At 44.1% G+C, this 25,176-nt stretch carries 22 protein-coding genes and 1 pseudogene; 7 read left to right on the top strand and 16 right to left on the bottom strand.

The features are described 5' to 3' along the window. Positions 1–9: 9 nt before the first annotated feature. From myaer_RS18980 to myaer_RS21250, 3 genes are all read right to left on the bottom strand, one after another. Entirely contained in the window at positions 10–663 is a 654-nt protein-coding gene (locus myaer_RS18980; protein ID WP_046663228.1) for a hypothetical protein, read from the bottom strand. A 150-nt stretch (positions 664–813) separates the two neighbouring features. After that, positions 814–1,929: a universal stress protein gene (locus myaer_RS18975; protein WP_046663227.1), complete on the bottom strand. Its 1,116-nt coding sequence runs from the start codon at positions 1,927–1,929 to the stop codon at positions 814–816. A gap of 385 nt (positions 1,930–2,314) precedes the next feature. Further along, the gene (locus myaer_RS21250) at positions 2,315–2,557 is read right to left on the bottom strand and encodes a hypothetical protein (RefSeq protein WP_149039041.1); all 243 of its coding nucleotides are present in this window, start codon (positions 2,555–2,557) and stop codon (positions 2,315–2,317) included. A 173-nt stretch (positions 2,558–2,730) separates the two neighbouring features. Here myaer_RS21250 and kdpA point away from each other — a divergent pair, with 173 nt between their 5' ends. From kdpA to kdpC, 5 genes are all read left to right on the top strand, one after another. Beyond that, entirely contained in the window at positions 2,731–4,476 is a 1,746-nt protein-coding gene (gene kdpA / locus myaer_RS18970) for a potassium-transporting ATPase subunit KdpA (RefSeq protein WP_046663226.1), read from the top strand. A gap of 15 nt (positions 4,477–4,491) precedes the next feature. Next, positions 4,492–6,651 (top strand): potassium-transporting ATPase subunit KdpB, encoded by a 2,160-nt coding sequence (gene kdpB, locus myaer_RS18965; protein ID WP_046663225.1) that lies wholly within the window; start codon positions 4,492–4,494, stop codon positions 6,649–6,651. Then, on the top strand, positions 6,651–7,874 hold the full coding sequence (locus myaer_RS18960; protein WP_149039040.1) for a DNA cytosine methyltransferase: 1,224 nt from the start codon (positions 6,651–6,653) through the stop codon (positions 7,872–7,874). The genes kdpB and myaer_RS18960 overlap by 1 nt, the downstream gene beginning before the upstream one ends. A gap of 137 nt (positions 7,875–8,011) precedes the next feature. Next, entirely contained in the window at positions 8,012–8,218 is a 207-nt protein-coding gene (locus myaer_RS18955; RefSeq protein ID WP_071846498.1) for a potassium-transporting ATPase subunit F, read from the top strand. 320 nt (positions 8,219–8,538) lie between these two features. After that, entirely contained in the window at positions 8,539–9,183 is a 645-nt protein-coding gene (kdpC, locus tag myaer_RS18950) for a K(+)-transporting ATPase subunit C (RefSeq protein ID WP_046663224.1), read from the top strand. Positions 9,184–9,315: 132 nt separating this feature from the next. Here kdpC and myaer_RS18945 read toward each other — a convergent pair whose 3' ends face one another. Together myaer_RS18945 and myaer_RS18940 are read right to left on the bottom strand one after the other, a co-directional pair. Continuing rightward, positions 9,316–9,999: a YdcF family protein gene (locus myaer_RS18945; protein ID WP_046663853.1), complete on the bottom strand. Its 684-nt coding sequence runs from the start codon at positions 9,997–9,999 to the stop codon at positions 9,316–9,318. Positions 10,000–10,545: 546 nt separating this feature from the next. Beyond that, complete coding sequence (locus myaer_RS18940) at positions 10,546–13,203, bottom strand: DNA gyrase/topoisomerase IV subunit A (protein ID WP_046663223.1); 2,658 nt, start codon at positions 13,201–13,203, stop codon at positions 10,546–10,548. Between the two features lie 82 nt (positions 13,204–13,285). On the opposite strand from myaer_RS18940, the gene myaer_RS18935 reads away from it, so the two are divergent. Continuing rightward, positions 13,286–13,690 (top strand): response regulator, encoded by a 405-nt coding sequence (locus tag myaer_RS18935; RefSeq protein WP_046663222.1) that lies wholly within the window; start codon positions 13,286–13,288, stop codon positions 13,688–13,690. 306 nt (positions 13,691–13,996) lie between these two features. Here myaer_RS18935 and myaer_RS18930 read toward each other — a convergent pair whose 3' ends face one another. From myaer_RS18930 to lepA, 8 genes are all read right to left on the bottom strand, one after another. Then, complete coding sequence (locus myaer_RS18930) at positions 13,997–14,689, bottom strand: M15 family metallopeptidase (protein ID WP_046663221.1); 693 nt, start codon at positions 14,687–14,689, stop codon at positions 13,997–13,999. Positions 14,690–14,752: 63 nt separating this feature from the next. Then, on the bottom strand, positions 14,753–16,354 hold the full coding sequence (dndC, locus tag myaer_RS18925) for a DNA phosphorothioation system sulfurtransferase DndC (protein WP_046663220.1): 1,602 nt from the start codon (positions 16,352–16,354) through the stop codon (positions 14,753–14,755). Positions 16,355–16,512: 158 nt separating this feature from the next. Then, a complete protein-coding gene (locus myaer_RS18920; protein ID WP_046663219.1) occupies positions 16,513–17,748 on the bottom strand; it encodes a DNA sulfur modification protein DndB in 1,236 nt (411 codons plus the stop codon). Positions 17,749–18,090: 342 nt separating this feature from the next. Continuing rightward, positions 18,091–18,378, bottom strand: coding sequence for a DUF4164 family protein (locus tag myaer_RS18915; protein WP_046663852.1), 288 nt, complete (start codon positions 18,376–18,378; stop codon positions 18,091–18,093). Between the two features lie 141 nt (positions 18,379–18,519). Beyond that, complete coding sequence (locus myaer_RS18910; protein ID WP_046663851.1) at positions 18,520–18,873, bottom strand: DUF4164 family protein; 354 nt, start codon at positions 18,871–18,873, stop codon at positions 18,520–18,522. 57 nt (positions 18,874–18,930) lie between these two features. Continuing rightward, a complete protein-coding gene (locus myaer_RS18905; RefSeq protein WP_046663218.1) occupies positions 18,931–20,745 on the bottom strand; it encodes an ABC transporter ATP-binding protein in 1,815 nt (604 codons plus the stop codon). Positions 20,746–20,749: 4 nt separating this feature from the next. Further along, entirely contained in the window at positions 20,750–21,310 is a 561-nt protein-coding gene (locus myaer_RS22170; protein ID WP_235614771.1) for a hypothetical protein, read from the bottom strand. Positions 21,311–21,365: 55 nt separating this feature from the next. After that, the gene (gene lepA, locus myaer_RS18895; protein WP_002762209.1) at positions 21,366–23,177 is read right to left on the bottom strand and encodes a translation elongation factor 4; all 1,812 of its coding nucleotides are present in this window, start codon (positions 23,175–23,177) and stop codon (positions 21,366–21,368) included. A gap of 333 nt (positions 23,178–23,510) precedes the next feature. On the opposite strand from lepA, the gene myaer_RS18890 reads away from it, so the two are divergent. Further along, on the top strand, positions 23,511–23,741 hold the full coding sequence (locus myaer_RS18890) for a type II toxin-antitoxin system CcdA family antitoxin (protein ID WP_046663217.1): 231 nt from the start codon (positions 23,511–23,513) through the stop codon (positions 23,739–23,741). A gap of 111 nt (positions 23,742–23,852) precedes the next feature. Here the strand turns inward: myaer_RS18890 and myaer_RS18885 are convergent. The 3 genes and pseudogenes from myaer_RS18885 to myaer_RS18875 form a co-directional block, all read right to left on the bottom strand. Next, positions 23,853–24,620: pseudogene (locus myaer_RS18885) on the bottom strand (RNA-guided endonuclease InsQ/TnpB family protein); the annotation flags it as partial. 23 nt (positions 24,621–24,643) lie between these two features. Then, complete coding sequence (locus tag myaer_RS18880) at positions 24,644–24,892, bottom strand: heavy-metal-associated domain-containing protein (protein WP_080949784.1); 249 nt, start codon at positions 24,890–24,892, stop codon at positions 24,644–24,646. A gap of 36 nt (positions 24,893–24,928) precedes the next feature. Then, the gene (locus tag myaer_RS18875) at positions 24,929–25,174 is read right to left on the bottom strand and encodes a hypothetical protein (RefSeq protein ID WP_046663216.1); all 246 of its coding nucleotides are present in this window, start codon (positions 25,172–25,174) and stop codon (positions 24,929–24,931) included. Between the last annotated feature and the right edge of the window lie 2 nt (positions 25,175–25,176).

The raw sequence follows: 25,176 nt of genomic DNA, 5'->3' as shown, positions 1-25,176 counted from the left end.
AATAAGCTCTTAATTAATAGAATGTCTAGCAATAAAATCCTTGATCCTGTAGTTAAAATCTATGTCTGCTTCTTGTTTGATTTTTTCTGCTTTTTTTATAGCGCCCTGTATTTCTTCTTCGGTAACTTTACTATTAGCTGCATCTATTGAAGCCCCAATTAAAAAACATAAAAACGAGATGAAAATTCCAGTAAAAACTATTAAACTCATCGGGACAGTTACCGCCAAACCGCCACCACAAGCGACAAATATAGACATAAGACAGCCAGTGCCACATCCTGATGCTGCTGCCTGACCCTTTTTAGATTCTGCTTCTTTAATCATCTTGTTCCCTTCTTCTTCTGCTTTTGAAATGGAATCAAGATAGGGTCCAATTTCAACCATAAAATCATTGAGATATAATCTATCTCTTGCTAAAGATAAATCAAGTATTTCCTGAGTTAAATGCTTGATAATTTCAAGAGTTTTATATAAGTCTGCCGCTCTCCAAGTAGTTCCACAATCAAGACAGGCGTTAACATTTCTATCTTCTCCAGTGACAGCACCCACCGCACCACCAACCACACCAAATAAAGCCCAACCTGCTGCCGCCCTTCCCCAATTAACATTGGTTTCTCGTTGTAACTGAATATGATTAGAACCACAGTTAGGACAATTAGCCATGGTAAATATCCACCTTATTGATTAGCTTCTTGTCTTATGATACCCCTAAAACTTATTTAAATAACAGTTGAACTGAAAATCTTGAAACCTGTTGCTGGTAAAAGGAAAATTCTTTCACCAGCACTTCGTTGGTAAATAGCGGAGCGGTAGTCACCTTTTCATCCCCTTGGCTTGCGCGTCTTTAATTGATACTTTTGGATCGGTGGCGATGATGTGAAGATCGATATTTTTCTGCCAGATCAGGCGCATGAGTTTTTGGGTGAAAGAACCTTTGATTAAATGCTTCCAGCGCGATTGAAGGCTCTCCCCGATCACAATCTGGGTGATCCGTTCCCGTTCGGCCACTTCCGCGATCGCTGCGGCCACCTGATAGCTTTTAATCCTTAAGAATTTCCCCTCGAATTCCCGACATAAACGTTCGCAGGTTTCGATATGTAAAGCCTCCTCTTTGGTGAGAAAGCGATCGGGTTTATCGACGAAAATCACGAAAAATTCCGCGTTCATATACCCCGCTATCCGCGCTCCCCGACGTAATAATCGTAAAGAGTTGGGATAGGTGGAAATACAGACTAATACTCGTTCGTGAATGGGACAGGATTGACCGATAAATGTCGAATTACTCGCTTCTTCTTCTACTGTATCGGCCACTTCCCGCAGGGCGAGTTCCCGGAGGGCGATTAAATTGCGCCGTTGAAAGAAATTATTTAAAGATTGTTCGATCTTTTCGGGAGCGTAGATTTTTCCCGCTAATAATCTTTCCTCTAGGGTTTCGGCGGTAACATCTACCACAATCACTTCATCAGCTTCCTCCAAAATTCGATCGGGTATTCGCTCTCGCACCACCACCCCAGTGATTCGGGCAACCAGATCGTTTAAACTCTCGATATGCTGGATATTCACGGTCGAGTAAACATCGATTCCCCGGGATAAAATTATCTCCACGTCCTGAAAACGTTTCTCTCGCTCCGAACCGGGTGCATTGGTGTGGGCCAATTCATCGATGAGACACAGCTGCGGTGAGCGGGCGATAATCGCTTCCGTATCCATTTCCGAGAGAGTGAATCCCTCTTTTTCTAGGATTTTTCTCGGTAGGATTTCCAATCCCTCGGCTTTTTCGGCGGTCTCTTTCCGTCCGTGGGTTTCAAGCAGTCCAATCACCACGTCGGTTCCCTGCTTTCTGAGGCTATGCCCCTCCTCGAGCATCTTGTAAGTTTTCCCGACCCCCGGGGCCATACCGATAAAAATTTTATGTCTTCCCCGTCGCACAATTGTCTCCTTTTTGGCAACTTCCCCTTACAGATTAAGATAATTCGATCGTAGCCGGGGGGATTGAATATCATCAATCCTTACCCCCTCTGACTGGAAAGAGGGTGTAGGGTGTGGGGTGTGGGGTGTGGGGTGTAGGGAAAGAAACCTCTTTCATCTGTGGGGGTGAAAATTTTTTCATCGGGACTGACTCAAAAAAGCCATCGGGGGAGAAAAAACGTTTAGTAAGCTGCCCGCCGATTTAAATTATTAACAGCTTAGTTCTGAACATTTTTCCTCTGTTTGGTTCACTTAATAGAGAAAATTATTGAGACCATTGTTCCAATTATTTTGTGCGAACAATCCCGAATTTTTCAAGACTACCATATACAGAAAACGGGTTTCTTCAAGAAACCCGTTTTCTAAATAAAGGCATAAATTGCGATGGCGTTTGGATAATTATTCCTGTTTGTTCAGCCACTGCTGACCTAAAAGCCCAAGAGTCACCGATAATGGCTGATTGTCCGTATTTCTGCATAAGTGCGTAAAAGCTGACAGGATAAAGAACAGAAAAAATATAGATTGTCAAAGCGCAAGAAATCGCTATAATCATCCCAGCAGAGGCGATAATAATCCCTCGATCATCCACTTGTTAATGATCGCTAATGATTAGACAAACTTGGTTTTCTCAAGTGGTTTCGAGACAGCGAACCCGTGATTTTTCAGGTCGATCATCGACGGATTCGACAAGCTCACCGTCCATGATCGGCCACATTTCCACAAGCTCAATGACCACTGGTCTTTTTCGGAGTTGATCGAACCATGTTGCAAGGATGGATTCAAATCGCGCTCACGATCCTGATAATCGTGGCAATCACCCCCTTTTTCGGGCGGTATATGGCGAGGGTTTTCATGGAACAGAGAACCCTGCTCGACCCACTGTGCGATCGAGCCGAGAGTCTTCTTTACAGCTTCGTCGGGGTGAAAGGGAAAGAGAATATGACTGGCTGGCAGTACCTCCGCGCCGTTCTCTACAGTAACGCGGTAATAGCAATTCTGGTTTTTTCCCTGATTGCGGGCCAAGGAGTCCTTCCCCTCAACCCGACGGGGATCCCCGCCCCCACTTGGGACACCACGCTACATACAACGATTTCCTTTATCACCAACAGCGACCAACAGCATTATTCCGGGGAAACCACCCTCAGCTACGCGAGTCAGATCTGGGGTCTCGGCTACCAGATGTTCACCTCGGCCGGAACCGGTCTAGCGGTGGGGATCGCCTTTATTCGGGGACTGACGGGGCGACCGTTGGGCAATTTTTATGTGGATCTGATCCGAGCGATCACCCGTATCCTCTTACCGATCTCGATCGTGGGGGCAATTGCCCTGATCATCGCTGGAGTCCCGGAAACCCTCGCGGGCCCGGCGATCTTGCCGACGCTAGAAAACCCCAACCTCAGTCAGGCGATCGCCCGCGGTCCAGTGGCCCACTTTGAGATTATTAAGGAATTGGGAGAAAACGGCGGCGGCTTTTTTGCCAGCAACTCGGCCCACCCCTTGGAAAACCCGAACGGATTCGTCAATCTGGTGCAATTAGTTGCTATTCTCTCGATTCCCACCTCCCTGATCTATACCTACGGGGTTTTCGCCGATAATCTCAAGCAGGCTCGATTAATCTATCTAATTCCCCTCGGTATCTTCATCGGCTTTACGATCATCACAGCGATCGGAGAATATAACGGCAACCCGGCGGTTAACTCCCTGCTAGGGGTCGATCGAGCGGTTAACTTCGAGGGGAAAGAAGTGCGCTTCGGTTGGGCGCAATCAGCCCTGTACGCAGTGACTACCACGGCCACCATGTGCGGTGCGGTGATCGCTATGCACGATTCCTTGATGCCGAACGGCGGCTTCGCCACCCTCTCGAATCTGTTCCTGCAAATCGTCTTCGGCGGCCAGGGAACCGGCACCGCCTACCTGTTCGCCTATCTGATCCTGGCGGTATTCGTCACCGGGCTAATGGTGGGAAGAACCCCCGAATTGTTCGGGCGCAAAATCGAGAAGCGGGAAGTGGTGTTAGCGAGTTTTTTAATTCTGCTGGTTCACCCGATCGCCATCCTCATCCCCGGAGCGATCGCCCTTGCCTTTCCCGACTTTCGGGGCATCAGTAACCCCGGCTTTCACGGATTATCTCAAGTTATCTACGAGTACGCTTCCGCCGCCGCCAATAACGGGTCGGGATTCGAGGGACTGGGGGACTCCCAACCCGCACCGCTTGCGATCGCATCTGGGGCGAAACCGACGATGACCGCTCTCTGGTGGAATCTGAGCGCCTCCTTTAGTTTACTGGCCGGACGGTATATCCCGATCGCGGCCCTGCTCTTGTTAGCCGATGGGATGTCCCGCAAACAACCGGTTCCCGCCACCACCGGAACCCTCCGCACCGATACCGGACTCTTTACTGGCGTAACGGCGGGGGTGATTTTAATTCTCGGTGCGCTCACTTTCTTGCCGATATTAGCCCTCGGGCCGATCGCGGAAGCCTTTCAAATCACCAGGATGATCGGCTAGGAGTTTAGATAATTTATGAGAACGAACAAAGGAAATTCTAAGTCCCCCCGCCCGTTGCGAGTGCCGAGAGGTCGCCGGGACGACCGCCACCACACCCCCAAGGTCAACCGGACCGGTCTCTATCAAAGCGCGATCCGGCAGTCCTTCCTCAAACTCGACCCGCGCATCGCCGTGCGTAACCCGGTCCTATTCGTGGTCTGGTTGGGAACAATCGTCACGGCCCTGGTGACGATCGACCCGCATCTATTCGGCACGATCGCCGGTGATAGGGGACAACAACGGCTACTTAACGGCATCATCACCCTCATACTCTTCTTCACGGTGCTGTTCGCCAACTTCGCCGAGGCGATCGCCGAGGGACGGGGAAAAGCCCAGGCCGATGCCCTGCGATCGACCCGCAGCGACACGATCGCCAGAAAAATCCTGGCCGACGGATCGATCGAGTCGGTCAGTTCCACGGCCTTGCATCGGGGCGATCGGGTGAAACTGGTGGCCGGGGACGTGATTCCCGCCGACGGGGAAGTGATCGAGGGAATCGGTTCGGTGGATGAATCGGCGATCACTGGAGAATCGGCCTCCGTCCTCAAACAACCCGGCACTGACATCGCCAGTTCCGTCACCGGTGGTACGCGGCTTCTCTCGGACGAGTTGACAGTGCGGATCACTCAAGATCCCGGCCGGGGTTTTATCGATCGCATGATCTCCCTTGTGGAAGGGGCCGAGCGCAGGAAAACCCCCAACGAGATCGCGCTGACGGTACTTCTGGCCGTGTTAACCCAAGTCTTTTTAATTGTCGTGGCCACGATTCCCTCGATCGGGAACTATATCGCCGGTTTCCTGGAAACGAGCCTCGGTCCGGCGGTCGCGGATACTTTTCGGGCCGGTTCCAGTATCGCCATCTTGATCTCGCTTCTCGTGGCCCTCATTCCCACGACGATCGGCGGTTTATTGAGCGCGATCGGTATCGCCGGCATGGATCGCGTGGCTCAGTTTAACGTCATCGCCACCTCTGGGCGTGCGGTGGAAGCCTGCGGTGACGTAAATACCCTCCTTCTCGACAAAACGGGAACAATCACCCTCGGCAACCGGCTGGCTGATGAATTTATCCCGGCCAACGGTCATAACCTCGAGGAATTAGCCCGCGTCTGTCTAGCGGCCAGCCTTTTCGACGAAACCCCGGAAGGACGCTCGATCGTTGCCTTAGCCCGGAATTTGGGCGCAAACCTCGATATCGATGGTCAACCCGGCGAGGGAGTCCCATTCTCGGCTCGTACCCGCATGAGCGGCACCGATAGGGACGGTGAGGAATACCGCAAGGGGGCCGTAGAAGCGATTAAAGGTTTCGTCCGTTCTAGGGGGGGTTCCGTTCCCGCCAGCCTCGATCAGGCACAGGAAAGGGTTTCCCGTTTGGGGGGGACTCCCCTGGCCGTCTGTCGGGGTAACGATATCTACGGGGTTATTTATCTCAAAGACATCGTGAAACCTGGATTAAAAGAGCGTTTTGACCAATTACGGCGCATGGGTGTGAGAACGATCATGCTCACTGGCGACAACCAGATCACGGCGGCGGTGATCGCGGCGGAGGCGGGGGTGGATGATTTTATCGCCGAGGCCACCCCGGAAGATAAGATCGAGGTGATCCGTCGCGAGCAAGCCAAGGGCAAGTTAGTTGCCATGACGGGAGACGGAACCAACGACGCACCGGCACTGGCCCAGGCTAATGTCGGTGTGGCAATGAACTCCGGAACCCAAGCGGCGAAGGAGGCTGCCAATATGGTGGACCTCGATTCCGACCCGACCAAGCTGATCGATTTAGTGACCATCGGCAAACAGTTATTAATTACCCGCGGCGCCCTGACCACGTTTTCGGTAGCTAACGATATCGCTAAGTATTTCGCCATTATCCCGACGATTTTCGCCGCTGCCGGGATCGGTGCTTTAAATATCATGGGTTTGAAAAGCGCTCAATCGGCGATCGTCTCGGCCCTGATCTACAATGCCCTGATTATCCCCGTTTTGATTCCCCTAGCACTTAAAGGCGTTCAATTTCGCCCGCTCACTGCTGACCAACTATTGCGGCGCAATATCCTCATCTACGGCGTGGGAGGCATGATTGCGCCGTTTATTGCTATTAAGATTATTGATGAGATAATTTCAGCGATCGGGTTGAGGTAATGGGAAAATCGGCAATATTTAAGCCTAGTTTATTCGGATTGAAGCACTCGAATCGGGATTTTACCCAAAAAGAAACATGGGTTAAAAATCAATTTAACTCCTCATTTCCAGCTTCTTTGTGCGCTTACTTGGATGGGAAAGGAATGAAAAATATATATCTGAAACTCGATGAAAATTTAAAAGTTCAACCTGCTGAGTTAAGTACAAAAGAGTTATACGGTCTAGCTCCCAATTCCGATAATTTATTTTATGCTTTCGAGAGTCAATTTAGGGGAGGGAGCAAAATGATCACAATCGATTTATTCGCTGGTTGTGGTGGTTTATCTTTAGGTTTTCAGAAAGCAGGGTTTACTATTGTGGCCGCATTTGATAATTGGATACCTGCTATAGATGTCTATAGAAATAACTTTAGTCATCCGATATTTAATGTCGATTTATCTAGAGAATCTAATCAAGAAATATTGGCTCAATATAATCCTGAGATTATTGTCGGCAGCCCTCCTTGTCAAGACTTTTCCAGTGCGGGTAAGAGAGACGAGGGTTTAGGACGAGCGAATCTAACGCTCACATTCGCTGAAATTGTAACTGGAGTAAGTCCCCAATGGTTTGTTATGGAAAATGTGGACAGAATTGAGAAAAGTAAAATACTCACTCAGGCAAAACAAGTTTTTAAAAGACATGGTTATGGTTTAACTGGAAAAGTTATTAATTCTTGTTACTGCGGAGTTACTCAAACTAGAAAAAGATATTTTTTGATCGGTAAAATGAACGAAGAAGATGATTTTTTAATCGATGAAATCAATAACAATTTATCAAGTCAACCTCTGACTGTATTTGACTATATGGGCAAAGAATTAGATATAGAATACTATTATAGACATCCTAGAAGCTATCAAAGAAGGGCGATATTCAGTATTTATGAACCTAGCCCTACTATTCGAGGAGTAAATCGACCAGTTCCCAAAACCTATCGACAACATCCCGGTGATGCTTGTCATCTCAAGGAAAAATTAAGACCGCTAACAACGAGGGAGCGAAGCTATATTCAAACTTTTCCTAAAGACTTTATTTTTACAGGAACAAAATCTAATCTAGAACAAATGATTGGCAATGCTGTCCCTGTTAATTTGGCTAGATATGTGGGCCAATGTATTCTTAACTATGAATTGAAAAAGGGAAACAAGATAACCTATCGACAACTACAGCTAAGTAAGTGGTTATAATTAAATTGAAAATAGATTTTGTCTTTGATCCCCCCTTAATCCCCCCTTGATAAGGGGGGTGTCTGATAATTTTTGACAACTACAGCTATTTTCTTGATTGACTGGCAAAAACAAATCTCCAAAAAACTCTAATTCTTATGAAAGCATCCCCTAGAAAATACCGATTTTTCTGGTATATTTTCTTAAATTTCTGTCTAACAATTCTTTTCTCCTCCATCGTTCAAGCTTCTACGGGAAGTGCTATAAATAGGGGGCAAGCCTCCGCATTAACCCTTTTAGGATTAGTCGCCTTTGCTTTATTTATCTACCTATTCCTTGTCATCTTTGTCCCGGAGAGGTTTTAAGAGATTTCTGGCACAATTAATTTTTGAGAGTTCAAAAATGGGAAAAAGCAGAAAATGGCTCTCTTGGATTTGGTGGGTAAAATGTATTCTAAGATACATTGCCCCTAGCGAGGGGGTGGAACGAACCACAAAGACACAAAGGACACAAAGATCGATCGATCATATTGTAAGTTAAACTTATCACACAGAACCTAGAAGAGCCAGAAAATCTCTAAATAGACTCTTTCATTGATTGTGGTTTATTCCTAATTCTCCTGACTCCTGACTACTGGCTCCTGACTCCTAACTCCACCAACAAACTTTTTCAGTAAACCCTAATTATGAGTTTTGCACGCGATGCCGGTAGAGCCATCCGTTCTACCCTAGTTCTCTGGGTAATTACCGCGCTGATCTATCCTTTCTCGATGATCGCCGTCGGTCAAATTCTTTTTCCCTGGCAAGCGAACGGGAGTTTGATCACTAATAATCAAGGTCAAGTGGTGGGTTCGGCTCTAATTGGGCAACCTTTCACCAGCGATCGCTATTTCAATAGTCGTCCGAGTACCACCGCCTACAGTACGGCCGATCCGAAAAACGATCCTAACAAAGTCCTGCAAACCGGAATTTCGGGTGCGAGTAACCTAGCTCCCAGTAACCCCGCATTGATCGATCGCATTAAAGGAAAACCCAATCCCGATCCAGCGAAAGCTGTAGAGGGGGAGATTCCCCGATTAGAGAAAGCGGCAATTAAACCCACCGCGGATCTGGTGTACACCTCTGGATCGAGTCTCGATCCCCATATCACCCCAGAGGCCGCCAGAGCGCAGATCGAGCGGGTGGCGCGGGTGCGGGGATTACCGACGAATCAAGTGGAGATCCTCGTTACCAAAAACACCGATGATCGCTTTCTCGGCATCTTCGGCGAACCGGGGGTTAACGTGCTGAAACTGAATTTGGCTCTAGATGCGATCGCAAATACCCGATAGGGCCTCTGATACTCAATCCTGTTTAAAAGGTATAGGAAAGTGGGAAGAGAGAGTTTGCCTTTAAAAACCCCAAGTTAGTAGATTTACAAAAATGGGATACAGCCGCTAAAAAACTAACTGGGAGAGGATTGTTTACCTGATCTTACCTTGATATTCACATTTAAAACCTTCATCGCGCCAAGCTTCTAAATCAACGGAATTTAAGGGGATGACTTGCCAACAGGGGGGAGAGATTAATTGTCCGACAAAAGCCCAAATTATACTTCTAGTCACATCCAACCCAGTTTTTAGCTTTGATTCGTTATTACCCGGGATACCAATTTCTCGGACTGCATCTATTTCTACTGCTATACCGTGGGATTGCAAGTGAATTTCTGCTAACCATTTAGCGCGGGGTAAATGAGTAGGAGAGGTGACAACTTTTACTTTATGTACTCCCCATTGTTTTAAAATTGGCACAGCAAAGAAAAAATTGCCGAAGGTAGAATCAGCACACTTTTCTAACCAGACGTTAGTTTTTGGTGCTTTTGCCCGTTCAAATAGTAATAAAATACAGGGATCTTCCGAGCCTTGGGAAATTAAAATCGGTATATCGGGGTATTGCTGGGCTAGATTGGCTACATAAATTTCCCGACGAATGCTGCCCCCCAAAACTAAGATGGCCTCAACGGGTTTTTGTTGATTAATTGACCAGCAGATGGCTAAATTAGTCGCTAAATTAAGGATAATAAACCCAAAAACTGCCACCAGAGTTAGTTTTAACCATCTTTGCCAATGCCGGTGTTTACGCGCAACATTTTTCGGTTTTTTCGCCATTGACTTAGAGACGGTGTAGGGTAGCTCAAAAAATAGATTTACTTCAGTATTGCACAGCCCGAAACCCTCATGAAATCTTGGGTTATTCTCAATTAGTGCGAAGATTTTATCAATAAGTCCAATTGATCGGGGTAAGCTAAAACGCATCTTAGATGCGTTTTAGCAAGGCAGGAGGCAGGAGGAATAAGCGGTTGAGAGTTTTTTGAATTATCAAGATATGTAACTTAAGTCCGTCTAATCTTGCCTCTTAGTAATTGATCAGGGAAAAAAGTGAGAGATTTAACCCAGATTACACTGATAGACAAAATTAACAAATCAACTTTGCTTTAACTCATACTACTCCTTCCTCTATGCTAAGATGATCCAAAAAACGCAAGTTTTTAAGTTGATGGGCAGAAAAAGTTTAATTTTACTCAATAACCAGGGCGTTATTTCTAAGACAGCTCGAAAAATCAAATTTTGAGTGACGGAGAGCCTTGTTAGTTATTTAAAATTATTCCCTCTTCACCACTGTATATCTAGGAGATTTCCTCGACCAACACTTTGTTAACAAAATCCCCTATTCGAGGTGTCCTGTAACAATTGTGCTTTGATAATTTTTTCTGTGGGGTTGAGTTTCACTAATTGTGAACCTGTCCCGTCTTTACCCGTAACCGTCACAGTTTCTACCTCTAAGGGTAGTTTTCGATTCTGATTGGTACTTAATAACACTATACTCCCCGGCCGCGCCGCTACCATAGCCGCTAAACTATCCTGTTTGTTGACGAATTGTAAAGCGGGTGAACCAAGATCGCCTAATTGTGATAAACGTAAATTCTCGATCGCCAGTCTTTTCGCGTAACCCAATCCCGAAATCAGGAGCAGATTTTCCCGATGGGGGAGAGAAACACAGCCGGCTAGATGTTCCCCGTAGCGCAATCGCAAAATTGCCAAACCCTGAGCGGATTTACTCATCATTGGCAATAATTCCTCGCGCACGGGATAACGTAACACTCGACCGCTACTGGTGGCGATCGCTAAGTCCAGGCCCTCGTGAGTAAAAATAGCACCATATAGGCGATCGTCTTCTTTCAATTTCATCAGGGACAAACCCCGACTACCAACCCCCTCTAATTCATCGATGGGAAGCCGCTTTATTCGCCCTTGTTGACTCAGTAAAAGCAATTCTTGAGTTTTTTGAGGTTCCGTCAAGAAAAATTGATTTAACACGGCTTCTGACTCTTTTTGGGCGGTTTTGGTCAGCAGACTGGAGATTAACACTGGTTGATTCGCTTGCGGGGGGACTTCCCGGGTAGCAATCGGGTAAGCTTTAGCATTATCGAGGATAACTAGGAAATTTTCCCGTTTTTCGATCGCCTGTTGATAGATAATTAAACCCTGGTCCGGCGCTCGCTCTTCTGGTGTCGTCCAACTAATTTTATCTTCGGCATCAAGCAATAAAATTGCATTTTCTGGGGGTTCTTGGGGCGTAAATAGGCTTAAACTCGGTGCATTCTCACTCTCAGGCTTTTTCTTAACTTTATTCTCCTGTTTTTTAACTTCTGCCTTCAAAGAGGGTGTGGGGTGTGGGGTGTGGGGTGTGGGGAAAGAAACCTCTTTCATCTGTGGGGGTGAAAATTTTTTCATCGGGACTGTCTCCTGTTTCTTCCCTGCTGCCTGCTGCTTCCCGTCTCCTGTCTCCTGTCTCCTGTCCCCCGACTTCCCTGTGCGAATTTTTGTCCGTCTGCTATCGGCGAATTTTTTCTTTAAAGAGCGCAATTCTTTTTTCAGAGACTTGAGAAACTCCTGACGGTTATGGAGGAGGGTTTCTAACTGTTGAATTTTTGTTTGTAATTCCGTCGCTTCCGTCTCTAACTTTTGTCTTTCCAAACCGGTTAAACGACGTAGGGGCATAGCCAAGATAGAATCAGCTTGAGGGTCACTAATGCCTAATTCTGCCTGAAAACGATACTTAGCCGTCGTCCCATCGGGAGCATTTTTGAGAATATCCACCACTCGATCGATATTCTGCAAAGCTAATAATAAACCCTCCACTAGGTGTAAGCGATCGCTGGCCTGTTGCAACTCATCGCCATACTGACGGGTGAGAGTCGTTTCTCGAAAGCGCAAGAATTCCTGTAAAACTTGTTTTAACGATAACTGCCGGGGTTGATTATCGACCAAAGCGAGGATAATTGCCCCGAAATTAGTCTGTAGGGCCGTTTGTTGGTATAAAGCCGCCAAAACCTGCTGCGGTTGACTTTCCCGCTTTAATTCAATCACCACCCGAATGCCTTCGCGATTGCTTTCATCGCGGATATCGGCAATTCCCTCCAATTTCCCTAAATTGACTAATTCGGCGATTTTTTCAATCCATGCCGCCTTATTCACCTGAAAAGGCAACTCAGTAACCACAATTGCCGTCCTTTCCCTTCGGCGCTTGCCCTCAATGATAATTGTTTCAGTTTTCGCCACTCCGCGCACGGGAATAATCCCCCTACCAGTGCGATAAGCCTCGCGAATACCGGTATCATCTAGTATCTCGCCTCCCGTGGGAAAATCGGGCCCGGGGATAATTTCTACTAACTTTTCCTCGCTTAAATCGGGATTATCAATCAAAGCGATTAAACCTTCCACCACTTCCCCTAAATTATGGGGAGGAATATTAGTCGCCATCCCCACCGCAATACCAGAACAACCATTAAGAATGAGTATCGGTAACTGAGCGGGTAAAACAACGGGTTCCTGTTGAGAATTATCAAAATTACTGTTGAAATTAACGATAGCTTCGCTAATTCCCCCTAAAACCGCCTGATCGCCGATGCCGGCCAAACGGGTTTCTGTGTAACGCATGGCCGCCGGGGGGTCGTTATCGATCGAACCAAAGTTACCATGGCCCGATAAAAGTGGGTAACGACTGGAAAAATCCTGTACCATACGAACCAGTGCCTCGTACACTGACTGATCGCCGTGGGGATGATATTTACCCAACACATCCCCCACCACCCGCGCGCATTTGCGAAAAGGGCGATCGGGAGTTAAACCCAGTTCGTGCATAGCGTATAATATGCGACGATGTACTGGTTTTAAGCCATCGCGTACATCCGGCAAGGCTCGCCCCACGATCACACTCATGGCATATTCTAGATAGGAGCGTTCCATCTCTTGGTGTAAAGCCGTGGGTATAATTTGACCACTAGCTAAGAAATCCAGTTGTTTGGCCATGAGTCTCTCGTTTTTAATCTGTCTAGCTGTGAATCATAAGGCATTTTGCCCTTTTTAACCTTGTTTATCCCTGAGCTTCCCTATGACGACTGTTTTGATTGTAGAAGACGACCCGATAAATTTTCGCGTTTTTGCCAAAATTTTGACCAAACGAGGTGGTCTAGAGGTCAAAGGGACCGAAGATGTGGAAGAAGTGCTTCGTATTGCTCGGGATAAGGAAGCGGACGTGATCTTAATGGATGTCTCCCTCTCCCATAGTGTCTATGAAGGGAAAGCGGTAGATGGCATTAAAATCAGCCAAATTCTCAAAGCTAACCCCGAAACCGCCGATTTACCCGTTATTCTCGTCACTGCTCACGCTATGGAAGGCGATCGAGAGAATTTTCTCAAGCAGAGTCGGGCCGATGGTTATATTTCTAAACCAGTGGTTGATCACCAAGCTTTTGTTGAGCAAATTTTGGCGATCGTTGATCGGGAGTCGGTGTAAGCTTTGAGTCTTCTTTTGTTAGTATATCAGTATTTATCTAGACCAGCTGCTTTGAGTTTACCGCTCAACAGCTATCTACTTAGGGTTTGCTGAAAAAGTTTGTTGGTGGGGTGTGGGGTGTGGAACGAACCACAAAGACACAAAGGACACAAAGATTGATCGCTTCTATAATTAAGTTAAACCTATCACACAAAGAATAAGAGAGTCCTTTTCCCCCGATTACTCCAAGGGCCGGCACTTTTTGATCTCAAAAAAGCCTAAAGATATTATCCAACGAGGTTTTTAGATTTATTCAGCAACCCCTACTTAATCCTCCACTCTGCCATAGATGGCGTAGGCTCGATCGAGCGACCAGGCCCACATCTGATCCCCTAGGGAAAAATGCCACCATTCCCCCTTATGTCGGCTAAATCCCGCCTCCTCCATCACTTTAGCCAATAAAACTCGTTTTTGATGATAACTCTGTTCTTGCGGGCTTTTTGCGGCGATATAATAATCGGGATGCGATCGCTCTCCGATCTCATCGATTTCTCCCCCCATGTCGATGGTTTGTCCCTTCTCGTCCACTAGGGTAATATCGATCGCCGCTCCGGTACTATGGGGAGGCGGGGTGGCGGCATTATCGCTGGGAATTGCCCAAATAGTGTAAACTTCTGTTAAAATCGCTTGACTTTCTGCCTCCGATAGTTTCTCTTTGGCTAATCCTCTTGTGTCTAGGAGAGTCTGAAAAGTATAATCGACCATAAATTGTTGCACTTCCACCGGTCGATAGGCATCAAAAATCAAAATTTGCCAACCGGGTTGATAGACTTGCAGACGGTTTTGAGCCTCAATCAGGGCATTTAACACCCCTTGTCGCAAAAAATAGGGAGATTTACCCCGATAATTAGCCCCTAATTTCTCGTAAGCATGGGGAGAAGGAATAACAAACTTATCTGCGGGTATAGGTACTAGGGGTTCCCCACATTCACGAATAGGAATTTTTTGGTAGGGTTTCATCTCGTCATCGGGAAATGGTAATTTTATTGGTAGTCCACTCGATCGCCAGTTTACATAAACCCGTTATTCCTCCTCCTCATCGGTTGTAGGGAATTTCATACTGGCCCAAGTTAACTGTTTTTGCGGGTCTTTTTCCGGTTCACTAAAACTCTCCTTGAGTTGTTCTTTCACCTGAGCAATATTGCCACTTTGAGCGGCATTCTTTAGATCATAGACATAACGAGCATTTTCGATCGCTTCCTCTTTACTACGAGAACTAGACTCAAAGCATTTTTCTAGGTCTTTGTAAATACCCTTGCGAGAGATTTTGAGAAAATATTGACGTTCCGTATCGATAAGTTTAGCCAATAATTCTAGGTGCATGGAATCCTCGGCACAGATATCCGCGAGGATATCCCATTCTTCACTCCCCAAAAGATTATTATCCGCTCCAGGTCGCGGGTCTTGAAAAGTTTCTCCAGTCACTTGTTTATAAATCTTCGGTAATTGGTCATCAAATTCGTGCTTTTCTTCCCTCCAAATCCGGCGAATTTCGCTGAGTTCCTCCGTGGTAATTAGGGTAATATCTTTCATATCCTCTGGGGCATTAGTACGCACGCTCTCCTGGGCCTCTAATACCCTTCTCAGCCAATATTCCCGCCATTTTTTAGTATAGGGTCCCGGTATGGGTTCGATCGATATTTCTCCATTTAAGTTTCTTTCAAATAATTGTACTTTCCCAACAAGACGACGGAAATCACGTCTCTCTCTATCATCCAAAAGGTCTAATTCATTTCTAAGTTCTACGAGTGGTTGTAACCATTCCTTTTCTTGGTCATTCTGAACCATCATACTCAGAGATGTATCTTTATCTACCAAAGTACAAACCCAACAACCAAAACGGGAACTTCCACAGCTAGGACTGGAGGTATCTACCACCAGGGGACATTCATTATCCGCAGTCGCTCCTCGATACATTGCTAATAATTCTTTGTTGTCTCCTCCCCAGGGATTTTCCCACTGCATTAAGTACATCCATACTTCATCAGTACGCCAATCTTCGATCGGACTATAAACGAGAGAATTGGGCATATTTGCATTAGGACTCAAACGCTCACGAAGTCTTTTAGCTTCTAATTTTTCCATCACCTTAGCACGACGAGAGCTTTCTGTTTTGCGGATTCCCAAAACTAATATTGTTTCCCCACAATTTCTGATGACTTCACGAATAAAGTTATTAGAAGCGTTAATTTTCAGTCTTCCAGTACACCAACGAAATTTCAAACGGGGAGCAGGATAACCCTTACCTATTAATCCACTCCAAAAGCGATCTTCTACAGCAGGATAGAGTAAATGTGATTTAAATGGCATTCTATGAGCTTCTGAAGCTTTTTCCAGCTTTTCCATCGACTTTCTAACCCATGCGGAGACAATGGGATTTTCAACCATTGTGTCGGTGGTGATCACATGAATAGTTTTTTGTCGCTTCTCTAATGGTAAAGCAGCGATCGCATTCCAGATTAACTGTAAAACTGCTGAACTATCTTTTCCCCAAGAAACACCAATAATCCAAGGAATCTCATCTAAACAGTAGAGCTTTTGTACTTCTTGAGTCAGTAGTTTAATATCTTCTACGAACTCATCAATAGTACGATTCGGTAGTAGAGAGGTTTGGATTGCGGTCATTACATATATGCTTTTAAAGTTCTCCTCTCTATACTGTATGTCTAATTAGTAAAACCTATCAATAGTCACAGGAAAAGAGAGATAAAGCAAAACTGCTCGATCTCTGCTTGTGATTTCAGAAGGTATATAAGACTGAATTGCTCTAAATCTACTCGAAACTAGATTAAAACTATCCCAGTTTTCTCTTGTACAGCATCTCTGGCGATTTTAAACGCTTTATCGACTGCTGTTGTCTGTGTAACTATCTTTTTAGCACCAGCATCATCAATCACGATACTATTTAGCCATAAAGCTGAGTCACGGGTATAATCCAAACCCGCAAGTGCTTTAATTAGAGCTTCTCGCTGTAAATCAGTGAATTCTTGTCCAAAAAAGATGAAATGTCCAATTCGACTAAGTACCTGAAACCCAACGGTATTAAAATCCACACGCTGTTGTCTGAGATCGTATAAGTTGAGATTGACCGTTTGAGATGCGGGTTGTAGCAAAAGTCGCCAAGTATCATTGTTTTTGGCGAATTCTGTGTAAAAAATCTTTAATCTCTCTAACATCAGCAAAAATTCACTCTTACTTTGACGAGAATGAGATTCTATAACTGGTTTTCGAGATGAACCAAAAAGAAATTCAGCGACACCGATTCTTAACTGACTCATAGTAAACATATATTTGGCGTCTTTTCCGATAGTACGAGAGATTTTATCAATCCGTCCATTGAAAATGACTAAATCTTTAGTAATTGTCCGAGTCAACTTAGCAAGAGGATCAGTAACGTCGAAAGCAGCCAATAAAGCAGGAGGGATGGGTTTATTTTTGGCACAATCGGCAAAATCTTGATGAATTTGATCCATATCTGCTTCTTGAACTACCAGCACAGTTACGCTGTCGTTACGCAAGTCAGGTTTTTCAGGTAAAACTTTTTCGATCGCTTTTAACCGATGTTGACCGTCAGTAACATAAAGTTCTACATCTATTGGCATAACAGCATAACCGAATTTGACTGGACCTGCACCATAGGTAAAAACTTTGATCGGTGTATTCGAGTTAAAGATGAATGGGGGCAAAATATACTGATCCGTATCTTGCAAATACTTTGCAATCTCGTTAACGTGCTGGAGAATAAGTGGTCTGTTCATGACTTCATCCGCATTAGACTTATTCTTTTTAGCTTCAGCACTCTGTAATTTTGCCAATTCAATCAGCAGACTACAAGGTAGAGAAAAAACTAGATGAGTTCTTCCCCCCTGTTCGTAAACATGACAAATAAAAACTCTCGCTCCTGATGTGGCCGAATCAGCGAAAGCTAAAGTCTGCGCTTCATCTTGTCTTTGACAGTGTACGAGGTCAGCACTGGAACGGTAGCCGTCGTCATTGACAGCCGATGTGATCTGAGTCATAATTAACCTTGAAAAAATGTCCAAAAACAATTAAGTACATACAAACGTCCGAGAAGTCCTACTGCAATAGGTACTTATCGGAATTTTTGTTTATGCACTGAATCTAGTTTAAAGAAAGCTTTTAGGCTTGTCAATATCCCATATAAAGTTAATATACCGTTTTTGCAGTCAAGATATGGACTGATTTTTGTTTTTGCAGTCGAAAAGTAGATTGATGGGTAGAATTCAGTAGGGTATAGGTACGATACCCAAAACAGAGATCGCAAAATATAGAATACTTGTACTAAGAAAAAAGTAGGCTTGTGGGAGAGTAGTTAACCTAATGGTAGCCACGGGTTAATTCTAGGGATTACCTGAAAAAAATACTTTCCAACCGGCAGTAGCGATCGCACTTGCCAAAAGAATAATCAATGTCCAAACCTGATTTTTTTGGGTTCCTTCCACTGATTTTAGGCGATTATCGATGCCCTCAACCTTTTCGGTTAACTTTGCCTGTCCTACCTCTAGCTTATTTAACCGTTCGTCGATTTTGTCAAATTTTTGGTTAACATCTTTTTGGAGACTGTCAATTTTCCCCTCAATCCTCGTCAAAACAGCTTCTAGGGAATAGGTAACGGTTTCGTTAGACATAGTATCAACTCCCATTAGATATATTTTCTCGGTTCCCTATCGGGGACTATTTTAAGACTAAACCGGTTTGAGGTTGTCTGAGAAGAGCGTTTTTCTGGGATGACAAAACTTGAAACCGTGAATAATAGCCACAGATTAATTCTAGGGATTACCTGAAAAAAATACTTTCCAACCGGCAGTAGCGATCGCACTTGCCAAAAGAATAATCAATGTCCAAACCTGATTTTTTTGGGTTCCTTCCACTGATTTTAGGCGATTATCGATGCCCTCAACCTTTTCGGTTAACTTTGCCTGTCCTACCTCTAGTTTATTTAACCGTTCGTCGATTTTGTCAAATTTTTGGTCAACATCTTTTTGGAAACTGTCAAATTTTTGGTTAAAATCCTTTTGGAGAGTTTCAAATTTTTGGTCAACATCTTTTTGGAGATTGTCAATTTTCCCCTCAATCCTAGTCAAAACAGCTTCTAGGGAATAGGTAACGGTTTCGTTAGACATAGTATCAACTCCCATTAGATATATTTTCTCGGTTCCCTATCGGGGACTATTTTAAGACTAAACCAGTTCGCCGCTTTCTTGTAAAGAGTGGAGACGCTGATAGATTCCCTGCTGATTTAATAATTGGTCATGGCTACCGATCTCGACAATGCGACCATTATCCAAAACGACAATTTGATCCGCTTCTCGAACGGTACTGAGACGGTGGGCGATAATAATTGTGGTGCGAGTGCCTAAAATGGATTTCATGGCTAGTTGAATGGCTCTTTCTGACTCATAATCTAAGCTAGAAGTGGCCTCATCAAAAACTAACACATCCGGATCGACAATTAAGGCCCTAGCAATTCCTAAACGCTGTCTTTGTCCCCCCGAAAGACGCACGCCCCTTTCCCCTACAATAGTGGAATAACCATTAGGTAATTCCTGAATAAATTCATCGACACGGGCGATTTTACAGGCTTCTGCTACCTTCTCGAAGCTAATATTAGGATTACCATAGGTGAGATTTTCTAACACCGTACCATTAAAAACATCTACTTCTTGATGGACAATCGCTAACCGTCGCCGATACCAAGTGACATCTAAGCGACGAATATCCTCGCCATCCATCAGAATTTGCCCTTGATTCGGTTCAAAATAGCGGAAAAGTAACTTAACTAAAGTGGATTTGCCTGAACCAGATTTTCCCACTAATGCCACGGTTTGATAGGGTTCAATCAGCAGATTAATATCCTTGAGAATGGTTCTTTCTGGACTATAGCCAAAGCTAAGATTACTTAATTCTACTTTCCCCGTAAAATGATAGGGATTATGTTGGGCATGATCGGCTAAAAGACTACCGGCATCAGTGCCACTGGGTAAGTTGATAAATTCCTGTAAACGGACCATAGAAGCATAGCGACGAGCGAAAGTTTCTGCCATTTGGGATAGGGGATCTAATTCCGCATAGGCCATACTAGCTAGGGTATAGGTGGTGATAAAATGCCCGATCGAGATTTTCTGTTGAACGGTGGCTAGGAGAGTAAAGAAAAATACTCCAAATAAACTAGCTTGGACGAGGGTTTTTTCCCAAGTAATTAAGTCCACATAACCCTTATGAATGCGATGGATAACGTAGGTAAATTCTCTCTCTAAACGCTGTTTTTGACGATATAATTCCTGTCCTTCTGTGGCAAAAGCTTTGACAGTTTTGATATTAGTAATAATCTCAGAATTGCGACTTTGGGTATTTTCGATGTGCTGATCCAGAATCCTTTCTTTTTGCATTAAATCTTTTAAATCTCTCAAAATAAAAGCTACAATTAATACAAAAGAAATAAGAAAAGCAAGGGCGATTTGCCATTGAATTATCCAAATAACAATAAAGATACCCAAAACTCTAAACAATTTTGGGATCATCATTCCCGCTATTTCAGGATAAGTCCAAGTATGATTTTCTATCCCTTTGGCGATCCGGTTAGCGATGCGTCCCGGATTATTTTCATCGTAAAAAGATAGGGGTAAGGTGAGGATTTTGGCAATAATTTTTCTGAGATGATCTCTTCGCGATCTTAAGGATATTTCCCAGTGAAACCAGACACCCACCCAAGGCTGAATTGGTGCTTTAATTACCGTGGTTAGGAAAATTAAGCCTAATAATACTGCCAAACTAACCCACTTTTCTGAGGCAAAGGGAGTTAAAATCATGGTGCGATCGACCAAAGATTGCACGAATCCATCTAAAGGTTGATGAGAAAGAACATTAAGAATCTGTCCGACAGCGTAGGGAACCATCAGATCGATAATTTCAAAGACACTGGAGGCAGCAATGCTCAAAAAGGCGGCTTTTTGATAATTGCGATAGTAACTGAGAATATCGCGTAAGGAAGCCATAACATCAAGTAAATTGCCAATTTTTAACTTCTATCTGGTAACTGCTAACTGAAGAGACTGACGGCACTTTTAGGATTGTTTTTCTGGAGTTACCATTATACTTGTGATAAAATTGTACAATATATTCATCAAAATATGTGTCAATTTGATTAAATTCTGCTCGAACGGGATAAATATCAGGGTCAGGAATTAATAGTTGTGCAACACTATAACGAGGTAATAATTTAGGGATTTTTTGAGCATTAAACCAAGTTTGATCGTTTTCTATTTTAATTATTTCCCTATCCTCTCTATAAATATATTCACTAACTATGGTTTTATCAGAAGTAAATTCACCCAACCAACGATAACGAATATGCTCGGTTGTTAAAAATTCTACATCCCATTTTACTCCATTTATAGATGCACCATTAGCGATTCTTTTTAAATTACTAATGGACTTTAAAATCGATGTTTTTCCTGCACCTGAGATACCAACTAATAAATTAAAATCTGGAAAAAAATCGCAAGAATCTATACTTAATCCAGAGGATAAATCTTGATAGGATAATCTCAAAAGTTTCATAATAATTCCCCACTGCTAAAACTAAAAAGGGTGAGTTAATTCTCACCCCAAGATTTTACTGAGGATCGAGTTTTAGGACTGCCATAAATGCCTCTTGCGGGACATCAACAGTTCCGATCGCTTTCATCCGTTTTTTCCCTTTTGCTTGCTTGTCTAACAGCTTTTTCTTGCGGCTAATATCACCACCATAACACTTAGCTAAGACATCCTTTCTTAAAGCGGGAATATGTTCACTAGCGATAATTTTAGAACCAATAGCAGCCTGAATGGGAACCTTAAATTGATGCCGGGGAATCAATTCTTTTAACTTTTCGGTTAAAGCGCGACCAACATAATAAGCTTTATCCCGGTGAACGATCATCGCTAAAGCATCAACGGGATCACCATTGACCATAATATCTAATTTAACTAGCTCATTTTCCCGATAGCCAATTAATTGATATTCCATACTAGCGTAACCGCGCGATCGAGACTTTAATTGATCAAAAAAGTCCGTCACCACTTCCGCTAAAGGTAACTCATAAATCAAAGCGGTGCGAGTTTTAGTAAAATAACGCATATCCTTGAAAACTCCCCGACGACTTTGACATAATTCCATCAAAGCACCTACATAGGTTTCGGGAGTAATCATTTCCACTTGGATATAAGGTTCCTCAATTTTTTCCCGTTTTTGTGGGGAAGGTAACAAACTAGGATTATCCACTTCGACAATTTCGCCATCGGTGGTAGTGACCTGATAAACTACCGAGGGAGCAGTGGTAATTAAATCTAAGTTATATTCCCTTTCTAGTCTTTCCTGGACGATTTCCATGTGTAGCAGTCCCAAGAAACCGCAACGGAAACCAAAACCCATGGCGCTAGAAGTTTCCGGTTCGTAGGATAGAGCTGCATCGTTTAATTTTAACTTTTCCAGCGCATCTTTGAGATCGGCATACTGATCGGCATCGGTGGGGAATAATCCGCAGAAAACCATCGGTTTTGCTTCTGTATAACCGGGTAAAGGCTCTTGTGCCGGTTTAGCGGTTAGAGTAATCGTATCACCCACCCGGGCATCGGCGACAGTTTTAATCGCGGCTGCCAGATAACCCACCTCTCCCGCGTGCAGTTCATTTACTTGTACCTGTTGCGGTGATAAAATTCCCAATTCATCGATAACAAATTCTTTACCAGAAGCCATAAAACGAATTTTATCGCCCTTTTTCACCCGACCATCCATGACGCGGAAATAGACAATTACCCCTCGATAAGCGTCGTAATAACTATCAAAAATTAAAGCTCGGAAGGGTTCTTCGAGGGTATCTTGGGGAGGGGGAACTAATTGGACGATCGACTCTAGAATATCATTAATACCGATCCCAGCCTTAGCCGAGGCCCGAATCGCCTCACTACAGTCTAAACCCACCACTTCCTCGATTTCCGCCGCGACTCGTTCCGGTTCGGCACTAGGTAGGTCGATTTTATTTAAAACTGGGATAATTTCGAGGTTATTTTCCAGTGCTAGGTAAACATTGGCTAAAGTTTGCGCCTCCACGCCTTGGGACGCATCCACAACTAATAAAGCTCCCTCGCACGCCGCTAGAGACCGAGAAACCTCGTAGGAAAAATCCACATGGCCGGGGGTATCAATCAGATTGAGAACGTATTTTTGACCATCCTTAGCGGTATAATCCATGCGTGCCGCTTGTAACTTGATGGTGATACCTCGTTCCCGTTCCAAGTCCATATTATCGAGAAATTGTTCTTTCATCTCCCGTTGGGCTACGGTTCCTGTAATTTGCAGGAGGCGATCGGCGAGAGTTGATTTACCATGATCGATATGAGCGATGATGGAAAAATTGCGAATGCGAGAAACGGGAACGTCAGTCATCGTGGTTCACTGCTGGCAAAAGTCAGGGGTTTATAAAATTTTAGATTCCTTAACTCATTGTAAAGGTAAAGTCTCTAAGGCTGGAGCAAAAGTGAAAAGTAAAAGGTAAAAAAAGGTAAACTGCAAGCATAGTCAGGGTTTCGGCTTTGGCTTCCCCTCTCGGCATCCACAGGAAACTATGGTCAGTTTGAGTATGGGGACAAAATCAGGGAAAGGGCAATGGCTAGGGAGAAGATGTAAGATTTGTCCAAATCGGATTACCATGGATGAACTCTTGGATGAGAATCCTCGACTGACGGGTAGAATGATAGATAGCAATCATTAATAGAGCTTATGAACGACAATGCTACACCGACTCAGCGCACGGCGGAGAAAGTTGAAATCGCTATTCACCTTGACTCGGAAGTTTTAGAACAGATTAAACACCTGACTAACGATCCTAGTCGCATTATCGAAACGGCGATTAAACAGTGGCTAAGAGGAGAGAGACAACCGGATGAGGACTTAACCCGCCATCTTCGACGCAATCCTCCCGTACCCCCCAAAGGGGAATGGAATGACTAAGATTTTTCAGTCTCTAATAGGTTATTTCCCGACGGAGAGACTGAAATATTTTCTTAGGTCAACCATTGATGGTAATTGAGATTTTTTTCCCAACTAAGCTGGTCATAGTTACTAATTCTGTACGCAAATATTGCATCTAGAATTAGCTTTGTACGCTTTGACCCGTACTGGGTTAACTACGAACCTCTCTATCGGATTCCCGCTAAAGGCGGCCTCTCCGACTACCTTTCTTCCAATATTTAAGGAACCATTAATATCTGCTCCATAGAAATAACCCGACGAGCTTCTGAATAGTCCTCTTTTAATTCTCTTGCCTAAATAGCTTTTTTGCTTTTGAATAGACTCTAAGTCCAAGAAACTACATTTAGAGGTATAGCTTTCATTAGTTGTTTTGACCTCTATTCCTACTAAATTTGCTTTATAGATAAGTTGTTCGATAAACCTTGAATGAGGAATATTTACGAATGACTGGTTATTTCTATCTCCAATATTAATGTTTTGTTTCCAGCCTTGATTATGACCAATAACTAAAAGGTTAAGTTGATGAGCTAGTAATTTATCAATAATATATTTACTAGCGGTGTGGAGGTAATAATCCACCTGGCAATTACGCTTTAAAGTTAAACCTTGTATTCTTTTACTGGTCTTCTGGAGACTGGGTAATTCCGATTTGAGTTTAGCTAGTGTCTTGTTGTACTTTTGATGGCAGGATTTTAAGGCTTTTCCACATACTAAAGTTGGCTGAAATTCGGGAATATTAGAGGTAACAGCAGCTAGGTTATTTAAGCCTAAATCGATAAAAGCATATCTTTCTCCCTCTTGACTTGATAAGGATGGTTGTTCATAGACAATCTCTAAACAATAAGCACCCAATTGAGGTCTATTTTTAAAGGGGGAGGATGTCAACTCTCACTCCCAGACTCAACAGTATGACCGACTTCGCTGATCCATTGGGCAATTTCTGCGCGGGATGCGGTGGTTTCTACCGTGACGATTTTATTGGCTACATCCACCGATATTTGGGCTGCCGGTTGCTGATTATTAATCGCTTTAGTAATGGTATTAGCGCAACCTTCACAGGCAATACTAGGCACTTTTAGGGTAATTGTCATTGTTGTAACTCCAGTAACTTTATAGCTAAAAACTAGCATAAATTGTCAGGGGTAGCTGATTTTTTAAGAGTTTATTTACCATTTCAGCACTGCCGCTTCGATCCCCTGTTCCCGACGCAGTTGACTATCTTTTTCTAGCCATTGAATGACCTGTTTATGGGTTAGTTCTTCTAGGGTTACTCCCGTATCTTCGGCGATTATTTTTAGTAAGCGTAGGGAAGAAATCGTTAAACGAGTCAGGAATTTTTCGGGAAAAGTCAAGAGGGCAGCGTCCACATCTGCGGATTCTTCTGGGGTTAAAAATTGTCTGTTTTCGATCATAG

This window comes from Microcystis aeruginosa NIES-2549, assembly GCF_000981785.2.
In the GTDB taxonomy this organism is placed as follows: Bacteria; Cyanobacteriota; Cyanobacteriia; order Cyanobacteriales; family Microcystaceae; genus Microcystis; species Microcystis aeruginosa_C.
The sequence above is the reverse complement of the archived record's forward strand: the minus strand, read 5'-3'. Positions and strand labels throughout refer to the sequence as shown.